Source organism: Pseudomonas sp. NBB (genome assembly GCF_032701105.1).
GTDB lineage: Bacteria > Pseudomonadota > Gammaproteobacteria > Pseudomonadales > Pseudomonadaceae > Aquipseudomonas > Aquipseudomonas asiatica.
The window spans coordinates 2,040,561-2,065,023 of sequence record NZ_CP103994.1 but is presented as its reverse complement, the minus strand read 5'-3'; the positions used below and the strand labels follow the sequence as shown (position 1 = coordinate 2,065,023).

The window sequence follows — 24,463 nt, the reverse complement described above, 5'->3', positions numbered from 1 at the left end:
TGGCTCAGCAATCTCAAATGACTATGTGATTTCTCGCATGGCCACTTGTGATGCTGATAATCTTTGTGACTATCAGTCCGTACTCACAAGCACCCACACGAATTGCTTGATTCGATTTGTTAAAGAGCGTTTGGTTAAGAGCGTTTCGTCTCAACCGAGGCGCGCATTTTACGCTTTCCTCATTTGCTGTCAAGCGTTTATTTTGAAGTTTTTTGCGAGAAACTCGTTTAGCTTCAAACACTTGACTCAACAGGGTGGCTGGCTTTGCTTCGCTACCGCGTTGGAGTGGTGCGCATTATAGGGCGGTGTTTCAGGAGGTCAACCTTTAATTTCAATAATTTAGAATCTTTTTGAAAAAGACTGCATCAGGGCCCCAAGCGCTCGCCGCGAGCCTTGCAGCGCCTGTGAGATCGAGCGCCCGCGCAGCGCAAGGCTCCTACATCTGTTTCGGGCAAGTAATGTCAGTACCAGCGCACGCGACCGCCTTGTATGTCCGGCGGTCGATCGCACAGGCGCTGAAATAACAACGCCAGGCACCTTGCCCCCTTCCCTCGTATTTGCGCACTATATTGCTCACCCCACCCCGCTCAAGGATCGTCGCGCAGAAATGAACACCCAACCCCGCAGCCTGGCCGCTACCCTCTTCCCGATCGGCCTGCTGCTCATCGCCATGGCATCGATACAGTCCGGCGCCTCACTGGCCAAAAGCATGTTCCCCCTCATCGGCGCGCAAGGCACCACCACCCTGCGCCTGATCTTCGCCAGCATCATCATGCTGCTTATCCTGCGCCCTTGGCGTGTGCGCATGACCCGCAATACCCTGCGCAACGTCATCATCTACGGCATGGCGCTGGGCGGCATGAACTTCCTCTTCTATATGGCCCTGCAAACGGTACCGATCGGCATTGCCGTGGCACTGGAATTCACCGGCCCGCTGGCCGTGGCAATCTTCTCCTCGCGCCGGCCGATCGACTTCCTGTGGATTGCCCTGGCCATCGTCGGCCTGCTGCTGTTGCTGCCGGCCGGCCATGGCGGGCAGGCTCTCGACCCGGTCGGCGCTGCCTATGCCCTGGGCGCGGGCGTATGCTGGGCGCTGTACATCCTGTTCGGGCAGCGTGCCGGGGCCGAGCATGGTATCCAGAGTGCCGCACTAGGCGTAGTGGTGGCCGCGCTGTTCGTTGCCCCCATCGGTATCGCCCACGCCGGCAGCGCATTGCTCACACCCGCCCTGATCCCCATGGCGCTGGGCGTCGCGGTGCTGTCAACCGCCCTGCCCTACAGCCTGGAAATGGTTGCCCTCACGCGCATCCCGGCACGCACTTTCGGCACCCTCATGAGTATCGAGCCAGCATTCGGCGCATTGTCCGGCCTGCTGTTCCTGGGCGAGGTACTGACGATTACCCAGTGGCTGGCTATTCTCGCGATCATCACCGCGTCGGTCGGCACCACCCTGTCCATGCGCAAGGAACCCAGCCCGGTCGTCGCTACCGACTGATATGAGAAATATTTTCATTTGAGACAGGATTAGTGATTGTAGCGACCTGTCTCGCTGATTAAGCTGTCACAGAATCATCATCTTCACGCTATCTACTGGACCGAACACGGACGCTGGGGATATTTCAGGAAGAACCAAAGCGATAACGACGGGACCAGACAGCTGATCCGCCCCGCATCATAAGGACAGGAATGAAACGTATTTTGCTGATCCTGGCCATCTTGGCTATTGCTGGATGTGCCGCCACGGCCAAGACTGAGGTCAAAAGGGGCAAGAAGGGCCTGCATATCAATTGCTCCGGCCTGTCTTCCTCGTGGGACAACTGCTACAGCAAGGCCGCGAGCTCCTGCAGCACGCGCGGCTACCGGATCATAGCCCGCTCGGGCGATAGCGATGAAGAACCAGGTGACTACCTGTTTGGCATCAACCCGGCGGGTTATACCAGCCGCAGCATGATCGTCATCTGCAAGTAAAACAAAGGGCAGCTCGCAAGCTGCCCTTTTCGTTTGCCTCACAAGGGCGCGGTACGCGCCTCCAGCCAGGCCAGCGCGTCCCCCTTGAGCAACGGCGCCAGACGCTCGCGTACCCTGGCGTGATAGCCATTCAACCAGTCCAGTTCTTCCCTGGTCAGCAACTCGGGCACCAGACAGCGGGTATCGATCGGGCATAGCGTCAGGGTCTCGAAGTTCAGGAAGTCGCCGAAGGCGCTCTTGCCGACCTCGCGGTTGACCACCAGGTTCTCGATGCGCACACCCCACTGTCCTGGACGGTACGTACCCGGCTCGATCGAGCTGATCATGCCCACCTGCATCGCGGTCTGCGGCGTGGGCGCCGCCTGGTAGGCAATTACCTGCGGCCCCTCGTGCACATTCATGAAGTAGCCCACGCCATGCCCGGTGCCATGTCCGTAATCCACCTGGTCAGCCCAGATCGGTGCCCGGGCAATGGCGTCGAGCAACGGCGATAGCACGCCTCGCGGGAAGGTGGCCCGCGACAAGGCGATCATGCCTTTGAGCACGCGTGTGCAATCCTGCCTCTGTGCAAGGCTCGGGTTGCCCACGGGCACCATGCGCGTGATGTCGGTGGTGCCCCCCAGGTACTGCCCGCCCGAATCGATCAGCAGCAGACCATCGCCCTCGATGACCGCGTGCGACTGTTCCGTGGCGCTGTAATGCGGCATCGCGCCATTGCCGTTGAAGGCGGCAATGGTCGAGAAGCTCAACGACACGAATCCCGGGCGGCGGGCACGGGCGGCACTCAACTGCTCGTCGACCGTCAGCTCGGTAACCAGCTCACGACCAAGGTTGGCCTCTAACCAGGCGAAGAATTCGCACAGGGCCGCGCCATCCTGCTCCATCACCTGCCGGATGTGCACCAGGTCCTCATCACCCTTGCACGACTTGCTCAAGGTGCTGGGGTTGAGCCCCTCGACCAGCTCCACCTCGGCCGGCAGGTTATCCAGCAGGCCGCAGGTCACCCGGGCCGGGTCGACCAGCAATCGGCTCCCGGCCGGCATGGCGGCGAGGGCCTTGCCTGCTTCGGCGTAGTCACGCACTTCGATACCGTCGGCCGCCAGCACCTGGCGTAGATGTTCGTCGAGCTTGTCCTGGCCGACGAACAGGATGGCCTGCTGCTGGCTGATCAGGGCAAAGGCCACGAACACCGGATTGTAGGAAACATCGCTACCGCGCAGGTTGAACAGCCAGGCGATGTCATCCAGGGTGGCGATGAAATGCCAGTCGGCCCCCTTGGCCTGCACGCTCTGGCGCAACTGCGCCAGTTTTTCCGCACGGCTCACCGTGGCGTGCGGCGGCAAATGCTGATACACCGGGTTGCCTGGCAGCGCCGGGCGCCCTTCCCAGACCTGGCCCAGCAGATCCTTGTCAGTCACCAGTCGCGCCCCGCGCGCCTTCAGCCGATCGCTCAGTTGGCGCGCCGAAGCCAGCGCCATGACCGCACCATCTACTGCCACGCTGCCGTTGGGCTCGACGTGATCGCCCAGCCACTCCAGCGCACCAGGCTTGCCCGGCAGCAGTTTCATCAGCTCGATGCCACTACCCGCCAGCTCGTGTTCCGCCTGTTCCCAGTAGCGGCTATCGACCCACAACCCGGCAAAGCCAGCCGTGACCACCAGCGTGCCGACCGAGCCATGGAAACCAGAAAGCCACTGGCGCCCTTGCCAGTAACCAGGCAGATATTCGGAAAGATGGGGGTCGGCCGAAGGTACCAGCAAGGCATCGATGCCTCCTGCGGCCATGGCCTGGCGAACCAGCGCCAAACGCTGCGGCACGCTTTGCCCAAGGGTGGTCTGAACGTTCATGCGCTCTCCTGCGGCTACATCACGGTTTATCCAGTGTGCCGATAATGGAACAGCCGCCGAAGCCCTGCAATCTTGGCGACCGACACACGGCATGCATTGCCCGTGACGCCCTGCGCATACCGGACATTTCCTACAGACGGACCAGAACCACCGATCAAGTTCCGCTGAACTTCCACAAAGCACCGGCTTCACACTGAGTACATTCATTGCACACAGGCAAATGACCATGCCCAACGCCTGCGCCCCTAAAAGCGGCGTGGTGCTGCTCGACACCCGCGCGCACACCCCCGACCACGAGCATGCCGTGCACCTGAAGCTTGCCGACGGCCTGGCCCGCCTTCTGGGCTGCCCGCACGTGCAACCCAGCCAGCCACCAAGCGCCACCGACGGCTACTACTACCTGCCCACCGAAACCCTGGTCGATCCCGAACGCCATGCCGCCCTCGGCATCTGCAGCGAACAGGACCTTTTCGGTGGCCTGGTCGCACACCCCTACATGGCGACCAAGGCGATTTCCCACCCGCTGCCGGCCGGGGCCAGTTTCCCGCCGGGCTGGACCGATGCCTTCGCACGGCAAGCCTGCGATGCCCTGCTGCGCGGCTACACCGTATTCAGCAAGGCCGATGCACGGACCGCCGCACAGCTGTTACTGACGGACGGCCCGTTGCGAATCAAGCCGGTACTGGCCTGCGCAGGCCGTGGGCAACAGGTCATAACCACGGCGGATGAGCTGGAACCGCTGCTGGCCGGCATGGATGACCAGGACCTTGCGCTATGGGGGTTGGTGCTCGAGGAAGACCTGAGCGAAGTGCAAACATTCAGCGTTGGCCAGGTACGTGTCGCCGGCCTGACCTGCAGCTATCACGGCACCCAGCAACTTACCCGCGACCATCAGGGCACGGAAGTGTATGGCGGCTCCGACCTGGTAGTGGTACGCGGTGACTACCAGGCACTGCTGCAACTGCCGCTGGACGAGCCGCTGCGCCTGGCCATCAACCAGGCGATGGCCTACGAACAAGCCGCCGAGCAGCACTTCCCCGGCTTCATCGCCTCGCGGCGCAACTACGACATTGCCCGCGGCGTGAACCCACAGGGCCACCTGCGCAGCGGCGTACTCGAGCAATCCTGGCGCCTGGGCGGTGCCAGCAGTGCCGAACTGCTGGCCTTGCAGGCGTTCGCCGACGACCCGGCATTGCAACGGGTACGTGCCTCCACCCATGAAGTGTTCGGCACCCCCGAACTCCCCACTGACGCCACCCTCTTTTACCAAGGAAACGACAGTGAACTCGGACAACTCAGCAAATTTGCGCGGATTCGCGAACATGACCATTCAGAGTGAAACCGTTGAACTGCAGGTCGAGGATGACAGCATCGTCGGCACCCTGGTCAGCCCCGGCAGCAAGATGCCGGGCATCCTCTTCGTCCACGGCTGGGGTGGCAGCCAGCAACGCGACCTGGCCCGCGCCCGACATATCACCGGGCTGGGCTGCGTGTGCATGACCTTCGACCTGCGCGGCCACGAAAAAACCGAAAGCCAACGGCTGACGGTCACCCGCGAACAGAACCTGACCGACCTGCTGGTGGCCTACGACCGGCTGGTAAGCCACCCGGCCGTCGACACCAGTGCCATCGCCATCATCGGCAGCAGCTATGGCGGCTACCTGGCCACCTTGCTGACCCGTGAGCGGCCGGTCAAATGGCTGGCCCTCAGGGTACCCGCAATGTACTGGGACGACGAATGGAACCTCCCCAAGCAAACCCTCGACCGGCAACGGCTGAACGCCTATCGCCAGCGCCTGCTCGGCCCGGCAGACAACCGCGCACTGGCAGCCTGTGCCGAGTTCGGAGGCGATGTACTGCTGGTCGAGTCCGAGCAGGACGACTACGTGCCGCACAGCACCTTGATGAGCTACCGCTCGGCATTCGTCAGCGCCCATTCGCTCACCCACCGCATCGTCGACGGCGCCGACCACGCGTTGTCCAGCGAAGAGAGCCAGAAAGCCTACAGTTCGATCCTGGCGGCATGGGTCAGCGAAATGGTCATTGGCGCCCGCCTGGATCGCTACCCGCACTACGCGCCCTGGTATGCCTGAGGCTCGCCCACCTGGCAATGCAGGCCGCCATCGGCACCGCGCACCAGGCTGCGCAGGGTCTGGTAGGCAGCAAAGTTGACCCCACGCGCCTGGTACTGGCCAAGCAGGTCGAGAAAAGGTTCCCCGACGAAATATACGGCCGCCGCTGCCCACGCCTGGCGGGACTGCCATTGCAGGTACTGCAGCACCCGGCTGCCATCGTCGCTGGCCTGAATACTGACGCCCTGCAGCCCTTCGCAACGCGCGGCCAGCTCTTCGCTGCGCGCCACCAGCGCTTGGGCCAACGCCTGCTGGAACTTGCCAGGCACTTCATATTCGATCATCTGGGTAAACCACAGGGCATGGGATGTTGCCGTCATGAACGGTCTCCTGGTGACGGACGCCTACAGCGCGATGCCGAGCAGGGTAAAACCTCAAGTTATGTCAAGGTCAAGCGGTTTTCCGCACCGGGAACGCCCCGCGTCCTAACCCGATACCGCGAAGCGCCGCCGGTAATCACTCGGGGTCAGGCCGGTTATGCGCTGAAACACCTTGCGAAACGCACCCGGGTCCTGGTAACCGACGCCCCAGGCGATCTGCTCGACATTGCGCCGGGTGAACTCCAGCAAGCGGCACGCGCGCCCCACCCTCACCTGCTGGCAGTACTCGGTTGGCCGTAGCCCCGTGGCAGCACGGAAACGCCGCAGGAAGGTGCGTTCCTCCAGCCCCGCGCACGCAGCCATGCTGGCCAGATCGGCATCCTGCCCACCGTTGCCCTGCAACCAGTGCTGCACTTTCAGTACCGCCTCATCGCCATGGTCCAGGCGTGGATTGAACACTGCACCAGGCAGCGGCGCCGCGACCGGGTCGACCGCCAGGTAGCGGGCAGTTTCCCGCGCCACCGTCGCGCCCATGAAGCGCTCCAGCAAGCGCAAGCCCAGGTCGGTCCAGGCCATCAGCCCCGCCGAGGTGACGATGTCGCCATCGTCCAGCAACGGCTGCTGGGCCTCGACCCGCACCTTGGGAAAACGCTGGGCAAGCGAATGCACGTAGTTCCAGTGGGTACAGGCCGGGCGCCCGTCGAGCAGACCACTGGCGGCGATGAAGAACACCCCGATGCACACCGATGCCAGCACCGTGCCGTGCCCGTGCAACTGGCACAACGACGCGCGATGGTGCTCAAGCAGCTCACCCTGTGGTGCCGACTCCAGGCTTGGCGGAATGATCAGCACCCGCAGATCGGCCGCGGCGGCAGGTGGGCTCTCAGGGGCAAGCTGCAACCGCCCTGCCTCGTCTGCCTGCCAAAAGCTGATACGCACCGATGGCAACTCGACAGCACCCAGTTCGGCAACCACCCGGTTGGCTACCAGAAAAAGGTCGGCCAGCCCATGCACGGCAGCACGCTGCGCGCCGGGGTACAGCAGCAGGCCGATGTCCAGGCTGGCGGGGTTGTCAGTTTTTGCCTGCATAGTGTCGTTCGCGCCAATCCTCAGGTCAGTGCACACAGCCTATAACTTACGTCATCCAACGACTACTGCCACAGGGAGGCAGCATGAGCAAGCAGGCGCTGATCATCATCGACATCCAGAACGACTACTTCCCCGGCGGCAAATGGACCCTCGATGGTGCCGAGCAGGCGGCCGACAATGCTGCCCGCCTGTTGGTGGCGGCGCGTCAACGGGGCGACCTGGTGGTGCATGTGCGGCATGAGTTCGACAGCGCCGATGCGCCGTTCTTCGCGCCAGGTTCGCAGGGCGCGGCGATCCATGCCAAGGTAGAGCCTCGGGCCGATGAGCCGGTGGTGCTCAAGCACAAGGTCAACGCCTTCCTCGGTACCGACCTTGAGCACACGCTGGACCGGCATGGCGTCGAGGCCCTGACCATCGTCGGCAGCATGAGCCACATGTGCATCGACGCCGCCACCCGGGCCGCGGCCGACCTGGGTTATGACGTGACCGTGGCGCACGACGCCTGTGCCACGCTGCCACTAGAGTTCGATGGCAAGCGGGTGCCGGCGGCGCAGGTGCATGATTCGGTGATGGCGGCGTTGGCGTTTGCCTATGCCAAGGTGGTCAGGACCGATGAGTTGCTGAATAGCTGATCAGGCTTGCTCAGCACCTGTGGGAGCGGGCGTGCCCGCGAATCAGGCGACGCGGAGGATGGCACCGCCTCCGCTGGTGTTCGCGGGCATGCCCGCTCCCACAGGTGATGCAGCCCTGCGCGCTCTTAGATCACCACATTGCGCACAAACCGCACCGCAACCGCCCCATCGTTGCGGTAGGCATACCGGCAGTTGCTGGGAAACACATGGAACTGCCCGACCTGCAGGCGATGCTCGACCCCTTCGATGATCAGCGTCAGTTGCCCTTGCGCCACATAGATCTGCTCGCTCCAGCCTTCGGCATCAGCCTCGCTGGAATAGCACTCGCCCGGTGCCAGGGTCCATTCCCATAGTTCCACCTCGCGCCGCGCCACGCTGCTGCCCAACAGCACCGCCCGACTCTGCGGGTGCTCGCCGGCCCAGGCCAACTCTTCGATGCGCCCGGGGTCGCGCTGGTCAGGTGCCTGGATCAGGGTACTGAAAGCCACGCCCAAGGCCTCGGCAATCAGGTCGAGAGTAGTCAGGCTGACATTCTTCTCGCCCGCCTCGATCGCCACCAGCATGCGCCGGCTGACCCCGGAACGCTCCGCCAACGCCGTCTGGCTCATACCCGCGGCGTTGCGCAGGCTGCGTACATTGAGGCTGACATGTTGCAGCACCGATGCCCGGTGCGAGGAATCTTTGTGCACTATATTGCTCACTGGTCGGTATTGCGCAGTATACTGCCCACTTTGCGGCGATTGTGCGCCGCCCCCTCCGAGTGCGCAAGACCATGAGCCAGCCCAGCAGCAAACCGACCCCCGCCATTACCTTTCGCCTGAGCAAGGCCGAACTAGTGCTGGTATTCATCACCATGCTGTGGGGCGGCACCTTCCTGCTGGTACACAACGTGATGAGCGTCAGCGGCCCGATGTTCTTCGTCGGTCTGCGCTTCGCTGCAGCCGCGCTGTTCGTCGGGGTGGTCTCGGCGCGGGCGCTGCCAGGGCTGACCTTCACCGAACTGAAGGCCGGCATGCTAATCGGGGTGTCGATCATGCTCGGCTACGGCCTGCAGACCATGGGCCTGCAAACCATCAGCAGCAGCCAGTCGGCGTTCATCACCGCGCTGTACGTGCCGTTCGTGCCGCTGCTGCAATGGCTGGTGCTGGGCCGGCGCCCCGGCCTGATGCCCAGCATCGGTATCGGCCTGGCGTTCATCGGCCTGATGCTGCTGGCCGGTCCGGAGGGTGGCAGCCTGCACTTCAGCGAAGGCGAGCTGGTAACCCTGGTCAGCGCCGTGGCCATTGCCGGCGAAATCATCCTGATCAGCCGCTACGCCGGGCAGGTCGATGTGCGCCGGGTCACCGTGGTGCAGCTGGCGACCGCCTCGCTGCTGGCGTTCCTGATGATTGTGCCGACCCAGGAGCGCATTCCCGATTTTTCCTGGCTGCTGCTGACCAGTGCCGTGGGCCTGGGCGCCATGAGCGCGGTGATCCAGGTGGCAATGAACTGGGCGCAGAAGTCGGTCTCGCCCACCCGCGCCACCCTCATCTATGCCGGCGAACCAGTATGGGCCGGGATCGTCGGGCGCATCGCCGGTGAGCGCCTGCCGGGCGTGGCACTGCTCGGCGGCCTGCTGATCGTGATCGCGGTGGTGGTAAGCGAACTCAAGGTGCGCCGCCCGCGCGAGGTGGCCGAAGCACAGGAAGTGCAGGATGAAGGCGAACGCCAGGCTGGCCTGTAAAGCCGCCAACTGCGTCTATGCTTTGTAAGAATCTGTTATAAAAAAACAGCTTGTCACAGCCTGTTTGTAGGATTCTGCGACAGCTTGCGTGTTGGTGATCAACCCCTCGGCACGTATGATTCTTTGCAAACTTCTCCAGAATAGAACGCTATGTCATTGATAGTGCTATTGCTTCTGCCGTTCGTGGGCAGTTGCCTGGCAGCCGTGCTGCCGCACAACGCACGTAACGCGGAGTCCATTCTCGCCGGGCTCGTGGCCCTGGTCGGCACTGTCCAGGTAGCACTGCTGTACCCTCAGGTTGCCCACGGTGGCGTGATTCGCGAAGAGTTCCTCTGGCTGCCCAGCCTTGGGTTGAACCTTGTGCTGCGCATGGACGGCTTCGCCTGGCTGTTCTCGCTGCTGGTGCTGGGCATCGGTACGCTGGTGTCGCTGTACGCCCGCTATTACATGTCACCACAAGACCCGGTGCCGCGCTTCTTCGCTTTCTTCCTCGCCTTCATGGGCGCCATGCTCGGCCTGGTGATCTCCGGCAACCTGATCCAGCTGGTGTTCTTCTGGGAACTCACCAGCCTGTTCTCGTTCCTGCTGATCGGCTACTGGCACCACCGTGCCGACGCCCGCCGCGGCGCCTACATGGCGCTGATGGTCACGGGCGCGGGCGGCTTGTGCCTGCTGGTGGGTGCCCTGCTGCTCGGCCATGTGGTCGGCAGCTACGATCTGGACAAGGTCCTGGCTGCCGGCAACACCATTCGCCAGCATGCGCTGTACCCGGTGCTGCTGCCGCTGATCCTCATCGGCGCCCTGAGCAAGAGCGCACAGTTCCCCTTCCAGTTCTGGCTGCCCCATGCCATGGCAGCGCCCACCCCGGTATCGGCTTATCTGCACTCGGCGACCATGGTCAAGGCCGGGGTGTTCCTGCTGGCGCGCCTGTGGCCGGTGCTGTCGGGCAGCGAAGAGTGGTTCTGGATCGTCGGCGGTGCCGGCGCCCTCACCCTGCTGCTCGGCGCCTTCGCCGCCATGTTCCAGAACGACCTCAAGGGCCTGCTGGCGTACTCGACCATCAGCCACCTGGGCCTGATTACCCTGCTGCTGGGCCTGAACAGCCCGCTGGCCGCGGTCGCGGCGGTGTTCCACATTCTCAACCACGCCACCTTCAAGGCCTCGTTGTTCATGGCCGCCGGCATCATCGACCACGAAAGCGGTACCCGTGACATCCGCCGCCTCAGCGGGTTGATACGCCTGGTGCCATATACCGCCACCCTGGCCATGGTGGCCAGCGCCTCGATGGCCGGCGTGCCGTTGATGAACGGTTTCCTGTCCAAGGAAATGTTCTTCGCCGAAACGGTGTTCATCAGCTCCACTGCCTGGGTCGAGGCCACGTTGCCGGTGGTCGCCACCCTGGCCGGCACCTTCAGCGTGGCTTATGCCCTGCGCTTCACCGTCGATGTGTTCTTCGGCCCCACTGCACAGGACCTCCCGCACATCCCGCACGAACCGCCACGCTGGATGCGTGCGCCGGTCGAATTGCTGGTGCTTACCTGCCTGGTGGTAGGCATCTTCCCTGCCCAGTCGGTCGGCCCGCTGCTGGCCGCCGCCGCCCTGCCTGTGGTGGGCGGCACCCTGCCGGAATACAGCCTGGCCATCTGGCATGGCTGGAACGCGCCGCTGGTCATGAGCCTGGTGGCCATGAGCGGCGGTATCGTGCTTTACCTGCTGCTGCGCAAGCAGCTGCGCCTTGGCCGCTTCCCCTACCCACCGGTGATCGAACGCTTCAATGGCAAGCGCCTGTTCGAACACGGCCAGGTGCAGCTAATGCTGCTGGCGCGGCGCATCGAGCGCCTGCTCACCAGCCGCCGCCTGCAATCGCAGCTGTTCATGCTGGTGCTCGCCGCCTTCCTCGCCGGCCTCACCCCCATGCTCTACAGTGGTCTCAGCTGGGGCGACCGGCCGAAGATTCCAGGTTCGGGCGTGTTTGTCGCGCTTTGGCTGATCGCCATCGCCTGCGCCATCGGCGCTGCCTACCAGGCCAAGTATCACCGTTTGGCGGCGTTGATCATGGTCAGCGTCTGCGGCCTGATGACCTGCATCACCTTCGTCTGGTTCTCCGCGCCCGATCTGGCCTTGACACAGCTGGTAGTGGAAGTGGTCACCACCGTGCTGATCCTGCTCGGCCTGCGCTGGCTGCCGCGGCGAATCGAAGGCGTATCGCCGCTGCCGGGCAGCCTCGAGCGTGCGCGCATGCGTCGCCTGCGCGACCTGCTGCTGGCGGTGCTGGTAGGTGGCGGTATGGCCGTGCTGTCCTACGCCATGCTGACCCGGCCGACGCCGAACGACATTTCCTCGTTCTACCTGAGCCGGGCACTCCCCCAGGGCGGTGGCACCAACGTCGTCAATGTCATGCTGGTCGACTTCCGTGGCTTCGATACCCTCGGTGAAATCACCGTACTGGTGGCTGTGGCGCTGACCGTGTTCGCCCTGCTGCGGCGCTTCCGCCCGCCCAAGGAGAGCATGCAACTGCCGGCGCAACAGCGTCAGCTGGCACCCGACGTGGTCACCGACCTGATCAACCCACGGCATGCCACCGACACCGCCCTGGGCTTCATGATGGTGCCCGCGGTGCTGGTGCGCTTGCTGCTGCCGATCGCCCTGCTGGTGTCGATGTACCTGTTCATGCGTGGCCACAACCAGCCCGGTGGCGGCTTTGTTGCGGGCCTGGTGATGTCGGTGGCGTTCATTCTGCAGTACATGGTGGCCGGCACCCAGTGGGTCGAGGCGCAGATGAGCCTGCGCCCGCTGCGCTGGATGGGCACCGGGCTGCTGTGCGCAACCCTGACCGGCGCGGGCGCCATGCTGCTAGGCTACCCGTTCCTCACCACCCATACCGCCCACCTGCACCTGCCATTGCTCGGCGATGTGCACGTGGCCAGCGCGCTGTTCTTCGATGTCGGGGTGTTCACCGTGGTGGTCGGCTCGACCCTGCTGATCCTTACCGCCCTGGCGCACCAGTCGGTGCGCGCCTACCGCCCGGGTAACCCGGCGAAAACCAGCCAAGCAGGAGCCGCCTGATGGAAGAAGTGATTGCAGTTGCCATCGGCGTGCTGGCCGCTTCGGGAGTGTGGCTTATCCTGCGCCCGCGAACCTACCAGGTGATCATGGGCCTCTGCCTGCTGTCGTACGGGGTCAACCTGTTCATCTTCAGCATGGGCAGCCTGTTCATCGGCAAGGAACCGATCATCAAGGACGGCGTGCCCCAGGACCTGCTGCACTACACCGACCCGCTGCCTCAGGCCCTGGTGCTCACCGCCATCGTCATCAGCTTCGCCATGACCGCGCTGTTCCTGGTGGTGTTGCTGGCCTCGCGCGGCCTGACCGGTACCGACCACGTGGATGGCCGGGAGCGTGACGAATGAGTGGCATGAGCCAATTGATCATCGCGCCCATCCTGCTGCCCTTGGTTACAGCGGCATTGATGTTGTTGCTGGGCGAGAAACACCGGCGGACAAAGGCCCGGCTGAACCTGCTTTCGACCTTCGCCGGCCTGGCCATCGCAGTCAGCCTGCTGCTGTGGGTGCGCAGCCAGGGCCAGGCGGAATCGATCGGTGTCTACCTGCCCGGCAACTGGCCGGCACCGTTCGGCATCGTGCTGGTGGTAGACCACCTGTCGGCCCTGCTGCTGACCCTCACCGGCATCATCGGTTTCAGTGCCCTGCTGTTTGCCCGCGCTCGCTGGGACGGTGCCGGGGCCAGCTTCCACGCACTGTTCCAGATCCAGCTGATGGGCCTGTACGGCGCCTTCCTCACCGCCGACCTGTTCAACCTGTTCGTGTTCTTCGAGGTGCTGCTGGCCGCTTCCTATGGCCTGCTGCTGCATGGCTCGGGCCGCGCCCGGGTGCGTGCCGGCCTGCACTACATTGCCATCAACCTGTTCGCCTCGTCGCTGTTCCTGATCGGCGCCGCGATGCTGTATGGCGTGACCGGCACCCTGAACATGGCCGACCTGGCGTTGAAGATTCCGTTGGTGCCGGAGGCCGACCGTGGCCTGCTGCACGCTGGCGCGGCGATCCTGGCCATGGCCTTCCTGGTCAAGGCCGGCATCTGGCCGCTGAACTTCTGGCTGGTACCGGCCTATGCCTCGGCCAGCGCGCCGGTGGCGGCGCTGTTCGCCATCATGACCAAGGTCGGCCTGTATGCCGTGCTGCGCCTGTGGACTCTGCTGTTCTCAGGGCAGGCCGGGGCCTCGGCGCACTTCGGTGGTGAATGGCTGGTGTACGGTGGCCTGGTCACCCTGGCGGTGGCGGCAGTGTCGATCATGGCCGCGCAGCGCCTGGAGCGCATGGCCGCCCTCAGCATCCTGGTTTCAGCCGGCACCCTGCTCGGCGCCGTCGGTTTTGCGCAATCGGCGCTGACCGGCGCGGCGTTGTTCTATCTGGTCAATTCGACCCTGGCGCTGTGCGCGCTATTCCTGCTCGCCGAACTGGTCGAACGTTCGCGCTCGGCCAACGAAGCACCGCTGGACGACGAAGAAGACGCCATGCCGCCACCACTGGAATCACTGCACCCGCCCAAGGGCATCAACCTCGACGATGAACAGAAGGTGGTGATCGGCCAGATCATCCCGTGGACCATGGCCTTCCTCGGCCTCAGCTTCATCGCCTGCGCCCTGTTGATCATCGGCATGCCGCCGCTGTCGGGCTTTGTCGGAAAGCTCAACCTGATCAGCGCGCTGTTCAACCCGCAAGGGCTGGGCGTGCCTGCCGAGCAGCCGCTGGGCATGGCGGGTTGGGGCCTGGTGGCATTGCTGGTCCTGTCTGGCATGGCCTCGCTGATCGCCTTCGGCCGCGTCGGCATCCAACGCTTCTGGAAGCCTGAAGAGCGCCCGTCGCCGGTGCTGCGCCGCTATGAATGCCTGCCCATCGTCATCCTGCTCGGCCTGTGCTTCATCCTCAGCTTCAGGGCCGAGCCGCTGCTGCGCTACACCCAGGACACCGCCGCCAGCCTGCAGGCCCCCGACACCTATATCGAAGCCGTGATGGCCGCCCGGCCGATTCCTGGCCCCACCTCGCTCGACGTACAGGTGCAGCCATGAATCGACTGTTCCCGGCACCGCTGTTATCGGTTTCGCTGTTCGCACTGTGGCTGTTGCTGAACCTCTCGGTCAGCCCCGGCAACCTGCTGCTGGCAGCCGCGCTCGGCGTGCTGGCGCCGCTGCTGATGGCACCGCTGCGCCCGCAGCATGCCCATGTGCGGCGCCCACTGGCCATCGCCCGGCTGATTGGCCGGGTCGGCATCGATGTGATCATGTCCAATCTGCTGGTTGCCCGTGGCGTGCTGCGCGCCGGCAAGCAGCCGCCGCGCTCGGCCTTCGTGCACATCCCGCTGGCCCTGCACGACCCACATGGCCTGGCGGCGTTGTCGATGATTACCACGGTAGTGCCCGGCACGGTCTGGTCCGAGCTGGCGCTGGACCGCACCGTGTTGCTGCTGCATGTGTTCGACCTGGACGATGAGGCGGCTTTCATCCAGCACTTCAAGGACACCTACGAACGCCCGCTGATGGAGATTTTCCAATGACAGGCCTGCTCGCCAATGCTGTCCTCGCCAGCCTGTTCATCTTCGCCCTGGCCATGGCCCTGGCACTAATCCGGCTGTTCCGCGGCCCGTCCGCCCAGGACCGGGTGCTGGCGCTGGACTACCTGTACATCCTGGCCATGCTGACCATGCTGGTACTTGGAATCCGTTATGCCAGTGACACCTACTTCGAAGGTGCCCTGCTGATTGCGCTATTCGGTTTCGTTGGCTCGTTTGCCCTGGCCAAGTTCCTGCTACGCGGTGAGGTTATCGAATGACTGAAACCCTGCAACTCCCGTTCTGGCTGGAGCTGGTCACCGCCGCGCTGCTGCTGACCGGCAGCCTTTTCGCCCTTATCGGTGCCGTGGGCCTGTTGCGGCTGAAGGACTACTTCCAGCGGATGCACCCGCCGGCACTGGCTTCGACCATTGGTGCCTGGTGCGTGGCACTGGCTTCGATCATCTATTTTTCCTGGCTCAAGGAAGCCCCGGTGCTGCACGCCTGGCTGATTCCGATCCTGCTGTCGATCACCGTGCCGGTGACCACACTGTTGCTGGCCCGGGCGGCGCTGTTCCGCAAGCGCATGGCGAAAGAGCCGGTCCCTGAAGAAGTCAGCAGCGGCCGTGATCGAGGCAACTGACAGGTCGCCGCCTCACCCTTGGGCAAGGCGCTGCAACTCGCGCCGGACCATGGCCGCATAAGGCGGCCGGCCGAGGCGGTATAATTCCCCTGCCACCCAGTTCAACCAGGCGCCTTGCAGTTCTTCGCGCCTGGCCAGCAAACGCTCGGCCTCGGCCACGGCATCCGCCTGGTGCTGCCGATGGAACTCGGCACGCGTGGCAGGCGCGTCGTCACTGTGGGTCATTCACTGGCCTTGAAGGTGGTCAGCTCACCCTTGCGCCATTTGGCAACCTTACCGGTCACCGCCTTGAGCAACTTGCCCAGGCCTTCCTGCACTTGTTGCTGTGCGGCGAATACCAGCATCACACCGTGGCCTTCACGGAACACGATGCCCTCGCCTTCAGGCACCGACACGAAGGCATAGTCGCCCACGCCATATACGTTCAACTTGATTTCGCGAAAGCGCATTTCCAGTTTGCCGCCTTCCCGGCTGGGCAGCACGGCGGCGCGAAAGTGGTCGCCGACCTTCAGTTCCAAACGCTGCTTGTCATCGACGACCAATGCGCTTTCGGTGTCGATTTCGGCCATGTACAGGCCTTCGGGACTCTGTTCCGTAACATAGACAAAGCGGCCCTGGAACAGCTGGGCCAATTTACCGCGCAAGTCGCCCAAGGCGAACAACGCATGGGTATCAAGAGTGCTGACTGCCAATGAAGTAATCCTCAACCGGTTACAACCCGCCCTCACCCAAAGCTCGGTGAGGCACGGCCATTTCTTATCGATAGGCGAAAAGAGTAATAAAGCGATATGCGAAATGTCTGCGCCCGCTGGCGATGCAGCGTGCGGGAATCTTTACCCTGGCTTGCCAGATCTGGCCTCAAATACAGGCTTTCGGCATATTCCCGATTCGGGAAGCGCAATGTCTGACAGCAAAACCGCCAGAAAAAATGCGACAGGCAATGCCAGAGCGCACGTAAGAACGGGCCCTGCAATCCATCAGCGCATTACTGGGGAAAGAATATGCACGAAAACACCGAAATTCGTCGAGAGGCAAAGTACATTTCTTACAAGCGAACGCCCTGAACAACACCCCGTTCGCTTGCCGGCAGCACTCACGGCGATCAGGCAGCCAGGCCCTTCTTCAACTGCTGCCAGGCCGCCTGGCACTCCAAGGCCTCTTCACGGGTGGCAAATGCGGTACCACGGCGTTCGCCATTGACCAGCACCACCCAGCAGACGCGTTTACCCAGTGCACGCAGTGTGGCGGGCACACCCGAACCAATCATCACGGCTACATCGACCCGGCTATTCATCATTCCCTCCGGAATTTAATTAGCACCCTAACGATAAAGCCATGATACGCCTGCTTATGGCGCGGAAACAGCGCATCCCGGTACAGCAGTGTTACGTGCAGGGCAACAAAACCGCCGCCGGTAAGAAACGCAAAAAGCCCCAGGGATCGCTCCGTGGGGCTTGGCACACCGCGCGGGGTTACACTTGGCGCTGGTGGCGATCGAGCTGCTCGTGGCGCTCCTGGGCTTCGATGCAGTACTTGGTGGTCGGGCTGATCAGCAGACGCTTCAGGCCGATTGGTTCACCGCTGTCATCGCACCAGCCGAAGCTTTCGTCGGCAATACGGTCCAGGGCCATTTCCAGCTGCGGCAGCAGGCGCTGGTCGCGGTCGATGGCGTTCACCAGCCAGCTACGCTCTTCTTCGACCGAAGCCACGTCGGCAGGATCCGACGGGGTGTCCAGGCCTTCGATGGTGGCACGGCTCAGCTCGATGCGTTCATGGGTTTCGACTTTCATCGCCTGCAGCAGGCCAGCGAAGAAAGCCAGCTGGTCAGCGTTCATGTAGTCATCGGCCGACATGGCCAGCAACTGTTCCTTGGTCATCGATTTCTCTATGAAAAAATGTGCATTTGGGCGATTCGGGTGCCGCCGACGCCTCGGCATCGGCAGCAGAATTCTTCAAGCGCCAACCGGCACTCTTTTACAGGGGGCGGCAGTCTAAGGCGCCACGTCGCGTGGAGCAACTGCAATTGGGTGCGAATTTGCTTCCGGTGCCCACATTCCGCCAGTCGGCGCACTCTGCTCTGGCTCTGGCTCTGGCTCTGGCTCTGGCTCTGGCTCTGGCTCTGGCTCTGGCTCTGGCTCTGGCTCTGGCTCTTGATCTTGATCTTGATCTTGATCTTGATCTTGATCTTGATCTTCGCGACTTCAGGAGGCCGAGCAGAGGTTTTGCGGAGGGAGGTGACGGGCATGAATGCCCGTCAAGCGCTGAGGCCCCATGGATGGGGCCTGCAGCGCGTCCTCCCGGGAGCAAGACCGGCGCGAGGGAACCCCGTAGCGTAGCGGAGGGGCCGGATGATGGGAGCGCAGCGTTTTTTGGTTACTTTTTGTCGCGTTTGACAAAAAGTGACTCGCCGTAAGGGCGAAAAGGTGAGTAAGCGTCGCCATCGTAAATGGACTATGCGCGAGATCAAGACCAGTACTTTTCCGCTCTTCGCTCTTCGCTCTTCGCTCTTCGCTCTTCGCCTTCAAGCGTGGGCATCAACAACAAGGTCAACATTCATTTTCGAAGGTGGCGCTTAATCACCTTTCCGCCCTTACGGCGGGTCACTTTTTGTCAAACGCGACAAAAAGTAACCAAAAAACGCTGGCTCCTATCATCCGGCCCCTACGCTGCGCTCCGGGGTCCCCTCGCTACGGGCCTGCTCCCGGGAGTACGCGCTGCAGGCCCCATCCATGGGGCCTCAGCGCTTGACGGGCATCCATGCCCGTCACCTCCCTCCGCAGTCCCTTCGCTCGGCCTCCTGAAGTCGCAATCGGCGGCGCCTGAGCTACCGTGCGCTTAGAAGCAAAAGCAAAAGCAACGGCAACGGCAACGGCAATGCCGATTCCAATCAGCGGTCCTTGAACTGCGCCTCGCGCTTGGCAATGAACGCAGCCATCCCCTCTTTCTGGTCTTCGGTAGCAAACGCCGCATGGAACACCCGCCGCTCGAAGCGCACACCTTCGCTGAGGGTGACTTCGAACGCACGGTTGACGCTCTCCTTGACCATCATGCTCACCGGAATCGACTTGCTGGCAATGGTCGCGGCCACCTTCAGCGCCTCTTCCACCAGCTCAGCCTGCGGCACGATACGCGCCACCAACCCGGCACGCTCCGCTTCCTCAGCCCCCATCAGGCGACCGGTCAGGCAAAGTTCCATGGCCTTGGCCTTGCCCACCGCACGGGTCAGGCGCTGGGTGCCGCCCATGCCCGGCAGCACGCCAAGGTTGATTTCCGGCTGGCCAAACCTGGCATTGTCCGCCGCCAGGATGAAGTCACACATCATCGCCAGCTCGCAGCCGCCGCCCAGGGCAAAACCGGACACCGCGGCAATGATCGGCTTGCGCCGGTTGGCAATGCGGTCGGAATCGCTGAACAGGTCGTCAACGTAGATTTGCGGGTATTGCAGCTCGGCCATTTCCTTGATGTCGGCACCAGCGGCAAAGGCCTTGGCGGAACCGGTCAGCACCACGCAGCCGATGTTCGGATCGCGCTCGAGCTGGTCCAGGGCCTGGTTGATCTCGCCGACGATCTGCGCGTTCAGCGCGTTCAGCGCCTGCGGGCGGTTGAGGGTAATCAGGCCGACCTTGCCGTGGATATCCAACAGGATAGTTTCGAATGCCATGCAGTCTGCTCCTTCAAAGATTGCGCGCAATGACCATGCGCTGAATGTCGCTGGTGCCTTCGTAGATCTGGCAAACCCGAACGTCGCGGTAGATCCGCTCCAGCGGGAAGTCGCTCAGATAGCCATAACCGCCCAGGGTCTGCAAGGCATCCGAACAGACCTTTTCGGCCATTTCCGAGGCAAATAGCTTGGCCATCGACGCTTCCACCAGCGCCGGGCGCCCGGCATCGCGCAGCGCGGCAGCGTGCAGCACCATCTGCCGGGCCACGGCAATCTTCGTCGCCATGTCGGCCAGGCGGAAGGCCACCGCCTGGTGCTCGATCAGCGCCTTGCCGAAGCTCTGCCGCTCGTTGGCGTAGTCACGCGCCACTTCGAACGCCGCGCGGGCCATGCCCACCGCCTGCGAGGCGATGCCGATACGGCCGCCTTCGAGGTTGGCCAGGGCGATCTTGTAGCCCTCCCCTTCGGCGCCCAGGCGGTTGGCCACCGGCACGCGCACATTGTCGAAAACGATCTGGCAGGTGTCGGAGGCGTGCTGGCCGAGCTTGTCCTCAACCCGCGCCACCTGGTAGCCCGGCGAATCGGTGGGCACGATGAAAGCAGTGATCCCGCGTTTGCCGGCGTCCGGGTCGGTCACGGCAAACACGATCACCACCCCGGCGTTCTGCCCGGAGGTGATGAACTGCTTGCTGCCATTGAGCACGTAGTGGTCGCCATCCAGACGTGCCCGGGTCTTCAGGCTGCTGGCGTCGGAGCCTGCCTGCGGTTCGGTCAGGGCGAAGGCGCCGAGCATCGCACCGCTGGCCAACGGGGTGAGGAACTGTTCTTTCTGCTGCTCGCTGCCAAAACGCAGGATCGGCACACAGCCCACCGAGTTGTGCACGCTCATGATGGTCGAGCAGGCGCCGTCACCGGCGGCGATTTCCTCCAGGGCCATGGCATAGGCCACGTAGCCGGTGTCGCTGCCGCCCCACTGCTCCGGCACCAGCATGCCGAACAGGCCCAGCTCGGCCATCTCGTCGATGGCCTCCTTGGGGAAGCGGTGTTCCTTGTCCCATTGCTCGGCAAACGGTTTCAGGCGCTCCTGAGCAAAGGCGCGTACCGCGTCGGCGATCTGTTGTTGCTCGTCAGTTACCAGCATGATTCACCTCAGTACAGGCATTCGACAGCCATGGCCGTGGCCTCGCCACCGCCAATGCAGATGGCCGCCACGCCACGGCGCAGGTTGTTCTGGCGCAGGGCCGACAGCAGGGTCACCAGGATGCGCGCGCCGGAAGCGCCGATCGGGTGGCCGAGGGCGCAGGCGCCGCCATGGATATTGACCTTGTCGTGCGGCAGGTCGAGGTGCTTCATGGCCGCCAGGGTGACCACGGCGAAAGCCTCGTTGATCTCGAACAGTTCGACCTCGGCCAGGTTCCAGCCAGTGCGTTTCATCAGCTTGTCGATGGCACCGATCGGCGCGGTCGGGAACAGTGCCGGGGTGTCGGCAAAGGCGGCGTGGCCGTGGATCACCGCCAGCGGCTTGAGGCCGCGCTTGTCGGCTTCGGAGCGGCGCATCAGCACCAGCGCCGCAGCACCGTCGGAAATCGAGCTGGAGTTGGCGGCGGTCACCGTGCCGCCTTCGCGGAAGGCCGGCTTGAGCTGCGGGATCTTGTCCAGGCGCGCCTTGGGCGGTTGTTCGTCGTCCTTGATGACGCGCTTCTCCTTGCCCTCGGTAACCTCGACCGGCACGATCTCGGCAGCAAAGCGACCACTCTTGATAGCGTCCTGGGCGCGGGTCAGCGAGGCGATGGCGAACTGGTCCTGGGCTTCGCGGCTGAAGGCATTGGCCTGGGCACAGTCTTCGGCAAAGGTGCCCATCAGGCGGCCCTTGTCGTAGGCGTCTTCCAGGCCGTCCATGAACATGTGGTCGATGATTCTGCCGTGGCCCATGCGGTAGCCGCCACGGGCCTTGTCCAGCAGGTACGGGGCGTTGGTCATGCTTTCCATGCCACCGGCCACCACCACATCGGCAGTGCCGGCCAGCAGCAGGTCATGGGCCATGATCGCCGCCTGCATGCCCGAACCGCACATCTTGTTCAGGGTGGTGCAGGTGGTGTGCTTGTCCAGCCCGGCGCCCAGCGCGGCCTGGCGCGCCGGTGCCTGGCCTTGGCCTGCCGGCAGCACGCAGCCGAACAGCACCTGCTCGACACTGGCAGCATCGATGCCAGCACGCTCCACGGCACCACGGATGGCGGCGCTGCCCAGCTGCGGCGCGGTCAGGCTCTTGAGGTCGCCCTGCAGGCCGCCCATGGGCGTGCGCACGGCGCTGACGATAACGATCGGGTCATTGGCGAGGGTCATGTTCGCTCTCCTTACTTGGCAGCCATGCGCAGTGCGCCGTCGAGGCGGATAACCTCGCCGTTGAGCATGCTGTTCTCGATGATGTGGCGGGCCAGCGCGGCATATTCCTGCGGGCGCCCCAGGCGCGGTGGGAAAGGCACGCCGGCGGCCAGCGAGGCGCGTACTTCCTCGGTCATGCCGGCCATCATCGGCGTTTCGAAGATGCCCGGGGCAATGGTCATCACACGGATGCCGAAGCGCGCCAGTTCGCGGGCGGTCGGCAGGGTCAGGCTGGCGATGGCGCCCTTGGAAGCAGCGTAGGCCGCCTGGCCGATCTGGCCGTCATAGGCGGCGATGGAGGCGGTGTTGATGATCACCCCGCGCTCCCCCCCCTCATCGGCAGCCCCTTCGGCCATGGCCGCGGCGGCCAGGCGCAGCAGGTTGAAGCTGCCGATCAGGTTGACGTTGATGACCTTGGCAAAGCTGGCAAGGCCATGCGGGCCCTGTTTGCCCAGCACTTTCTCGGCACCGACGATGCCGGCGCAGTTGACCAGCCCGTGCAGGCTGCCAAAGGCGCTGACGGCCGCATCGACCGCCGCCTGGGCGGCCTGCTCGTCGCTGATGTCGGCTACCGCGAAACGGGCGTTTTCGCCCAGCTCGCGAGCCTTGGCTTCAACGGCCTGGGCATTGAGGTCGACCAGCATGACCTTGGCGCCGGCCTCGACCAGCATCTGCGCGGTGGCAGCGCCCAGCCCGGAGGCGGCGCCGCTGACGATGAAGTGTTTGTTGGCTATCTGCATGATCGGTTCCTTTCAGGCGCTGGCAGGGGTGGCCTGTTGCGCTTGTTGTTTGGCGACTTCCTGGTTGCGCAGGATGAAGCGTTGCAGCTTGCCGCTCGGGGTCTTGGGCAGCTCGCTGACGAATTCGATTTCCCTTGGGTAGGCATGGGCGTACAGGCGCTGGCGCACGTGCTGGCGCAAAGCCTCTTCAAGCTCGGCGCTGCCCTGGTAACCGCTGGCCAATACCACGAAGGCCTTGATCAGTTCGGTGCGCTCCGGGTCCGGTTTGCCGATCACCGCCGCTTCGATCACCGCTGGGTGCTCGATCAGTGCACTCTCGACGTCGAACGGGCCGACCCGGTAGCCGGAGGTGGTGATCACATCGTCGCTGCGGCCGACGAAGCTGATGCTGCCGTCCTGGTTCAGTTCGACGGTGTCGCCACTGAGGTAGTACTTGCCGACGAAGGCTTTGGTCGGCAGGCCGTGGTAGCCCGCGAACCAGCACAGCGGCGACTGCTCGCGGTCGACCGCGAGGATGCCCGGCTGCCCGGCAGGCAGTTCGTTGCCCTGCTCGTCCAGCACCACGATGCGGTGGCCGGGGATGGCGAAGCCGGCCGAGCCGAGGTGTACCGGGTGCTGCAGGCCATGGTGGTTGCACAGCACCATGCCCAGTTCGGTCTGCCCGTAGTGGTCGTGGATGGTCACGCCCAGTTCGTCGGCGAACCAGCGGATCACTTCCGGGTTGAGCGGTTCACCGGCACTGCTGACCACCCGCAGGCGGCCCTTGATCGGTGCCGAGAAGTCATCCCCGGCGGCAATCAGCAGGCGGTACGCGGTGGGCGAGCCGGCCAGGTTGGTGATGCCCAGCTTGTCGATCACCCGTGCGCAGCTTTCAACACTGAACGGGCCATCGTAGAAGGTGGTGGCATGGCCCAGCGACAGCGGGCCAGTGACCGCATAATACAGGCCATAGGCCCAGCCCGGGTCGGCCAGGTTCCAGAAGTTGTCCTCGGGGCGCAGGTCGATGGCATCGCGCATGTAGCCCTGGAACGCGACGATGGCACGCAGCGGCACTTCCAGCGGTTTAGCCGGGCCGGTGGTGCCGGAGGTGAACATCAGCAGGAACGGGTCGTTGCCCGAGCGCATGACCGGCTCGCATTTGTCTGCGGCTTTGTCCAGGCACTGCTGGAAGTCCAGCTCGCCATTGCGGGCATTGACGGTGATGATGGTCGGGCAGGCGTGCACATCGTCCAGCTTGGCGCGGTTGTGGCTGTCGGTGACGACCACGCGGGCGTGGGACTGCTCCAGGCGATGTTCGATGGCCTTGGGGCCGAACGCGGTGAACAGTGGCTGGTACACCGCGCCGAGACGCCAGGTGGCGAGGATGGTGACCAGCAGCTCGGGGGTACGCGGCATCAGGCCGGCGACCCGGTCACCCGCACCCACGCCTTGCGCTTCGAGCACATTGGCGAAACGGGCCGCCAGTGCCTGCAACTGGTCGAAGCTCAAGCGCACGCTGTTGCCCTCGCGGTCTTCCCAGACCAGTGCGGTCTTGCCCTCACCGGCATGGCGGTCGCAACATTCGACACAGGCATTGAGGGCTTCGAGGTTGCCATGCAGCGCCGCCGCAGCAGCCTGGCCATGGTCGAACGCACGAGCGGCCTCGGTGTAATCGCGCATCGTCGGACTCCTGGTTTCTTGTTTTTGGAGTTGAACCATCGGTCCGACGATGTTCGCGCCGCGCTGGCGTCGCGGCAATGGCCTAAGTTGTCAAACTGGATG

At 63.8% G+C, this 24,463-nt stretch carries 26 protein-coding genes; 12 read left to right on the top strand and 14 right to left on the bottom strand.

All coding sequences use genetic code 11. The annotated features are described in order from the left end of the window. Positions 1-607: 607 nt before the first annotated feature. Complete coding sequence (rhtA, locus tag NY023_RS09650) at positions 608-1,495, top strand: threonine/homoserine exporter RhtA (RefSeq protein ID WP_013971850.1); 888 nt, start codon at positions 608-610, stop codon at positions 1,493-1,495. Between the two features lie 191 nt (positions 1,496-1,686). Continuing rightward, positions 1,687-1,968, top strand: a complete 282-nt coding sequence (locus tag NY023_RS09645; protein WP_013971849.1) for a hypothetical protein — start codon at positions 1,687-1,689, stop codon at positions 1,966-1,968. A 38-nt stretch (positions 1,969-2,006) separates the two neighbouring features. Here the strand turns inward: NY023_RS09645 and NY023_RS09640 are convergent, their stop codons facing one another. Then, entirely contained in the window at positions 2,007-3,815 is a 1,809-nt protein-coding gene (locus NY023_RS09640; RefSeq protein ID WP_013971848.1) for an aminopeptidase P family protein, read from the bottom strand. 220 nt (positions 3,816-4,035) lie between these two features. On the opposite strand from NY023_RS09640, the gene NY023_RS09635 reads away from it, so the two are divergent. Continuing rightward, entirely contained in the window at positions 4,036-5,154 is a 1,119-nt protein-coding gene (locus NY023_RS09635) for a DUF3182 family protein (protein ID WP_013971847.1), read from the top strand. Continuing rightward, positions 5,138-5,908, top strand: a complete 771-nt coding sequence (locus NY023_RS09630; protein ID WP_013971846.1) for an alpha/beta hydrolase family protein — start codon at positions 5,138-5,140, stop codon at positions 5,906-5,908. Before NY023_RS09635 ends, NY023_RS09630 begins: the two co-directional genes overlap by 17 nt. On the opposite strand, the gene NY023_RS09625 is transcribed toward NY023_RS09630, so the two are convergent. Both NY023_RS09625 and NY023_RS09620 read right to left on the bottom strand, forming a co-directional pair. Further along, positions 5,887-6,267, bottom strand: coding sequence for an antibiotic biosynthesis monooxygenase (locus NY023_RS09625; RefSeq protein WP_013971845.1), 381 nt, complete (start codon positions 6,265-6,267; stop codon positions 5,887-5,889). The two genes, NY023_RS09630 and NY023_RS09625, sit on opposite strands and share 22 nt — an antisense overlap. Before the next feature lie 105 nt (positions 6,268-6,372). Further along, on the bottom strand, positions 6,373-7,356 hold the full coding sequence (locus NY023_RS09620) for a GlxA family transcriptional regulator (RefSeq protein WP_013971844.1): 984 nt from the start codon (positions 7,354-7,356) through the stop codon (positions 6,373-6,375). A gap of 83 nt (positions 7,357-7,439) precedes the next feature. Between NY023_RS09620 and NY023_RS09615 the strand changes: the two genes are divergently transcribed. Further along, a complete protein-coding gene (locus tag NY023_RS09615) occupies positions 7,440-7,988 on the top strand; it encodes a cysteine hydrolase family protein (RefSeq protein WP_013971843.1) in 549 nt (182 codons plus the stop codon). A 125-nt stretch (positions 7,989-8,113) separates the two neighbouring features. Here NY023_RS09615 and NY023_RS09610 read toward each other — a convergent pair whose 3' ends face one another. Continuing rightward, the gene (locus NY023_RS09610; RefSeq protein ID WP_015269662.1) at positions 8,114-8,677 is read right to left on the bottom strand and encodes a helix-turn-helix domain-containing protein; all 564 of its coding nucleotides are present in this window, start codon (positions 8,675-8,677) and stop codon (positions 8,114-8,116) included. Positions 8,678-8,760: 83 nt separating this feature from the next. Here NY023_RS09610 and NY023_RS09605 point away from each other — a divergent pair, with 83 nt between their 5' ends. From NY023_RS09605 to NY023_RS09575, 7 genes are all read left to right on the top strand, one after another. Beyond that, on the top strand, positions 8,761-9,711 hold the full coding sequence (locus NY023_RS09605) for a DMT family transporter (protein ID WP_023662797.1): 951 nt from the start codon (positions 8,761-8,763) through the stop codon (positions 9,709-9,711). Between the two features lie 150 nt (positions 9,712-9,861). Then, entirely contained in the window at positions 9,862-12,777 is a 2,916-nt protein-coding gene (locus NY023_RS09600; RefSeq protein WP_044046952.1) for a monovalent cation/H+ antiporter subunit A, read from the top strand. Further along, positions 12,777-13,121, top strand: a complete 345-nt coding sequence (locus NY023_RS09595) for a Na+/H+ antiporter subunit C (RefSeq protein ID WP_013971840.1) — start codon at positions 12,777-12,779, stop codon at positions 13,119-13,121. Before NY023_RS09600 ends, NY023_RS09595 begins: the two co-directional genes overlap by 1 nt. Next, on the top strand, positions 13,118-14,797 hold the full coding sequence (locus tag NY023_RS09590) for a monovalent cation/H+ antiporter subunit D (RefSeq protein WP_013971839.1): 1,680 nt from the start codon (positions 13,118-13,120) through the stop codon (positions 14,795-14,797). The genes NY023_RS09595 and NY023_RS09590 overlap by 4 nt, the downstream gene beginning before the upstream one ends. Continuing rightward, positions 14,794-15,282 carry a Na+/H+ antiporter subunit E gene (locus NY023_RS09585; RefSeq protein ID WP_013971838.1) on the top strand — a complete coding sequence of 163 codons (489 nt, stop codon included), beginning with the start codon at positions 14,794-14,796 and terminating at the stop codon, positions 15,280-15,282. Before NY023_RS09590 ends, NY023_RS09585 begins: the two co-directional genes overlap by 4 nt. Then, a complete protein-coding gene (locus NY023_RS09580) occupies positions 15,279-15,557 on the top strand; it encodes a K+/H+ antiporter subunit F (RefSeq protein WP_003259015.1) in 279 nt (92 codons plus the stop codon). Before NY023_RS09585 ends, NY023_RS09580 begins: the two co-directional genes overlap by 4 nt. Beyond that, on the top strand, positions 15,554-15,919 hold the full coding sequence (locus NY023_RS09575; RefSeq protein ID WP_003259017.1) for a Na+/H+ antiporter subunit G: 366 nt from the start codon (positions 15,554-15,556) through the stop codon (positions 15,917-15,919). The genes NY023_RS09580 and NY023_RS09575 overlap by 4 nt, the downstream gene beginning before the upstream one ends. Before the next feature lie 12 nt (positions 15,920-15,931). Here the strand turns inward: NY023_RS09575 and NY023_RS09570 are convergent, their stop codons facing one another. From NY023_RS09570 to NY023_RS09525, 10 genes are all read right to left on the bottom strand, one after another. Then, complete coding sequence (locus tag NY023_RS09570) at positions 15,932-16,144, bottom strand: hypothetical protein (RefSeq protein WP_013971837.1); 213 nt, start codon at positions 16,142-16,144, stop codon at positions 15,932-15,934. Next, positions 16,141-16,611 (bottom strand): hypothetical protein, encoded by a 471-nt coding sequence (locus tag NY023_RS09565; protein ID WP_003259020.1) that lies wholly within the window; start codon positions 16,609-16,611, stop codon positions 16,141-16,143. The genes NY023_RS09570 and NY023_RS09565 overlap by 4 nt, the downstream gene beginning before the upstream one ends. 410 nt (positions 16,612-17,021) lie before the next feature. Beyond that, the gene (locus NY023_RS09560) at positions 17,022-17,213 is read right to left on the bottom strand and encodes a hypothetical protein (protein WP_024086603.1); all 192 of its coding nucleotides are present in this window, start codon (positions 17,211-17,213) and stop codon (positions 17,022-17,024) included. A gap of 178 nt (positions 17,214-17,391) precedes the next feature. Continuing rightward, on the bottom strand, positions 17,392-17,796 hold the full coding sequence (locus tag NY023_RS09555) for a TraR/DksA family transcriptional regulator (RefSeq protein WP_003259022.1): 405 nt from the start codon (positions 17,794-17,796) through the stop codon (positions 17,392-17,394). 8 nt (positions 17,797-17,804) lie between these two features. Beyond that, positions 17,805-18,164 (bottom strand): hypothetical protein, encoded by a 360-nt coding sequence (locus NY023_RS09550; protein ID WP_316927894.1) that lies wholly within the window; start codon positions 18,162-18,164, stop codon positions 17,805-17,807. A gap of 642 nt (positions 18,165-18,806) precedes the next feature. Beyond that, positions 18,807-19,580: an enoyl-CoA hydratase gene (locus tag NY023_RS09545; RefSeq protein WP_013971834.1), complete on the bottom strand. Its 774-nt coding sequence runs from the start codon at positions 19,578-19,580 to the stop codon at positions 18,807-18,809. A 13-nt stretch (positions 19,581-19,593) separates the two neighbouring features. Then, positions 19,594-20,721 carry an acyl-CoA dehydrogenase gene (locus NY023_RS09540; RefSeq protein ID WP_013971833.1) on the bottom strand — a complete coding sequence of 376 codons (1,128 nt, stop codon included), beginning with the start codon at positions 20,719-20,721 and terminating at the stop codon, positions 19,594-19,596. Between the two features lie 8 nt (positions 20,722-20,729). Then, a complete protein-coding gene (locus NY023_RS09535) occupies positions 20,730-21,923 on the bottom strand; it encodes an acetyl-CoA C-acyltransferase (RefSeq protein WP_013971832.1) in 1,194 nt (397 codons plus the stop codon). A gap of 11 nt (positions 21,924-21,934) precedes the next feature. Then, a complete protein-coding gene (locus NY023_RS09530) occupies positions 21,935-22,702 on the bottom strand; it encodes an SDR family NAD(P)-dependent oxidoreductase (protein WP_013971831.1) in 768 nt (255 codons plus the stop codon). Between the two features lie 12 nt (positions 22,703-22,714). After that, positions 22,715-24,361 carry an acyl-CoA synthetase gene (locus NY023_RS09525; RefSeq protein WP_013971830.1) on the bottom strand — a complete coding sequence of 549 codons (1,647 nt, stop codon included), beginning with the start codon at positions 24,359-24,361 and terminating at the stop codon, positions 22,715-22,717. Positions 24,362-24,463: the final 102 nt, after the last annotated feature.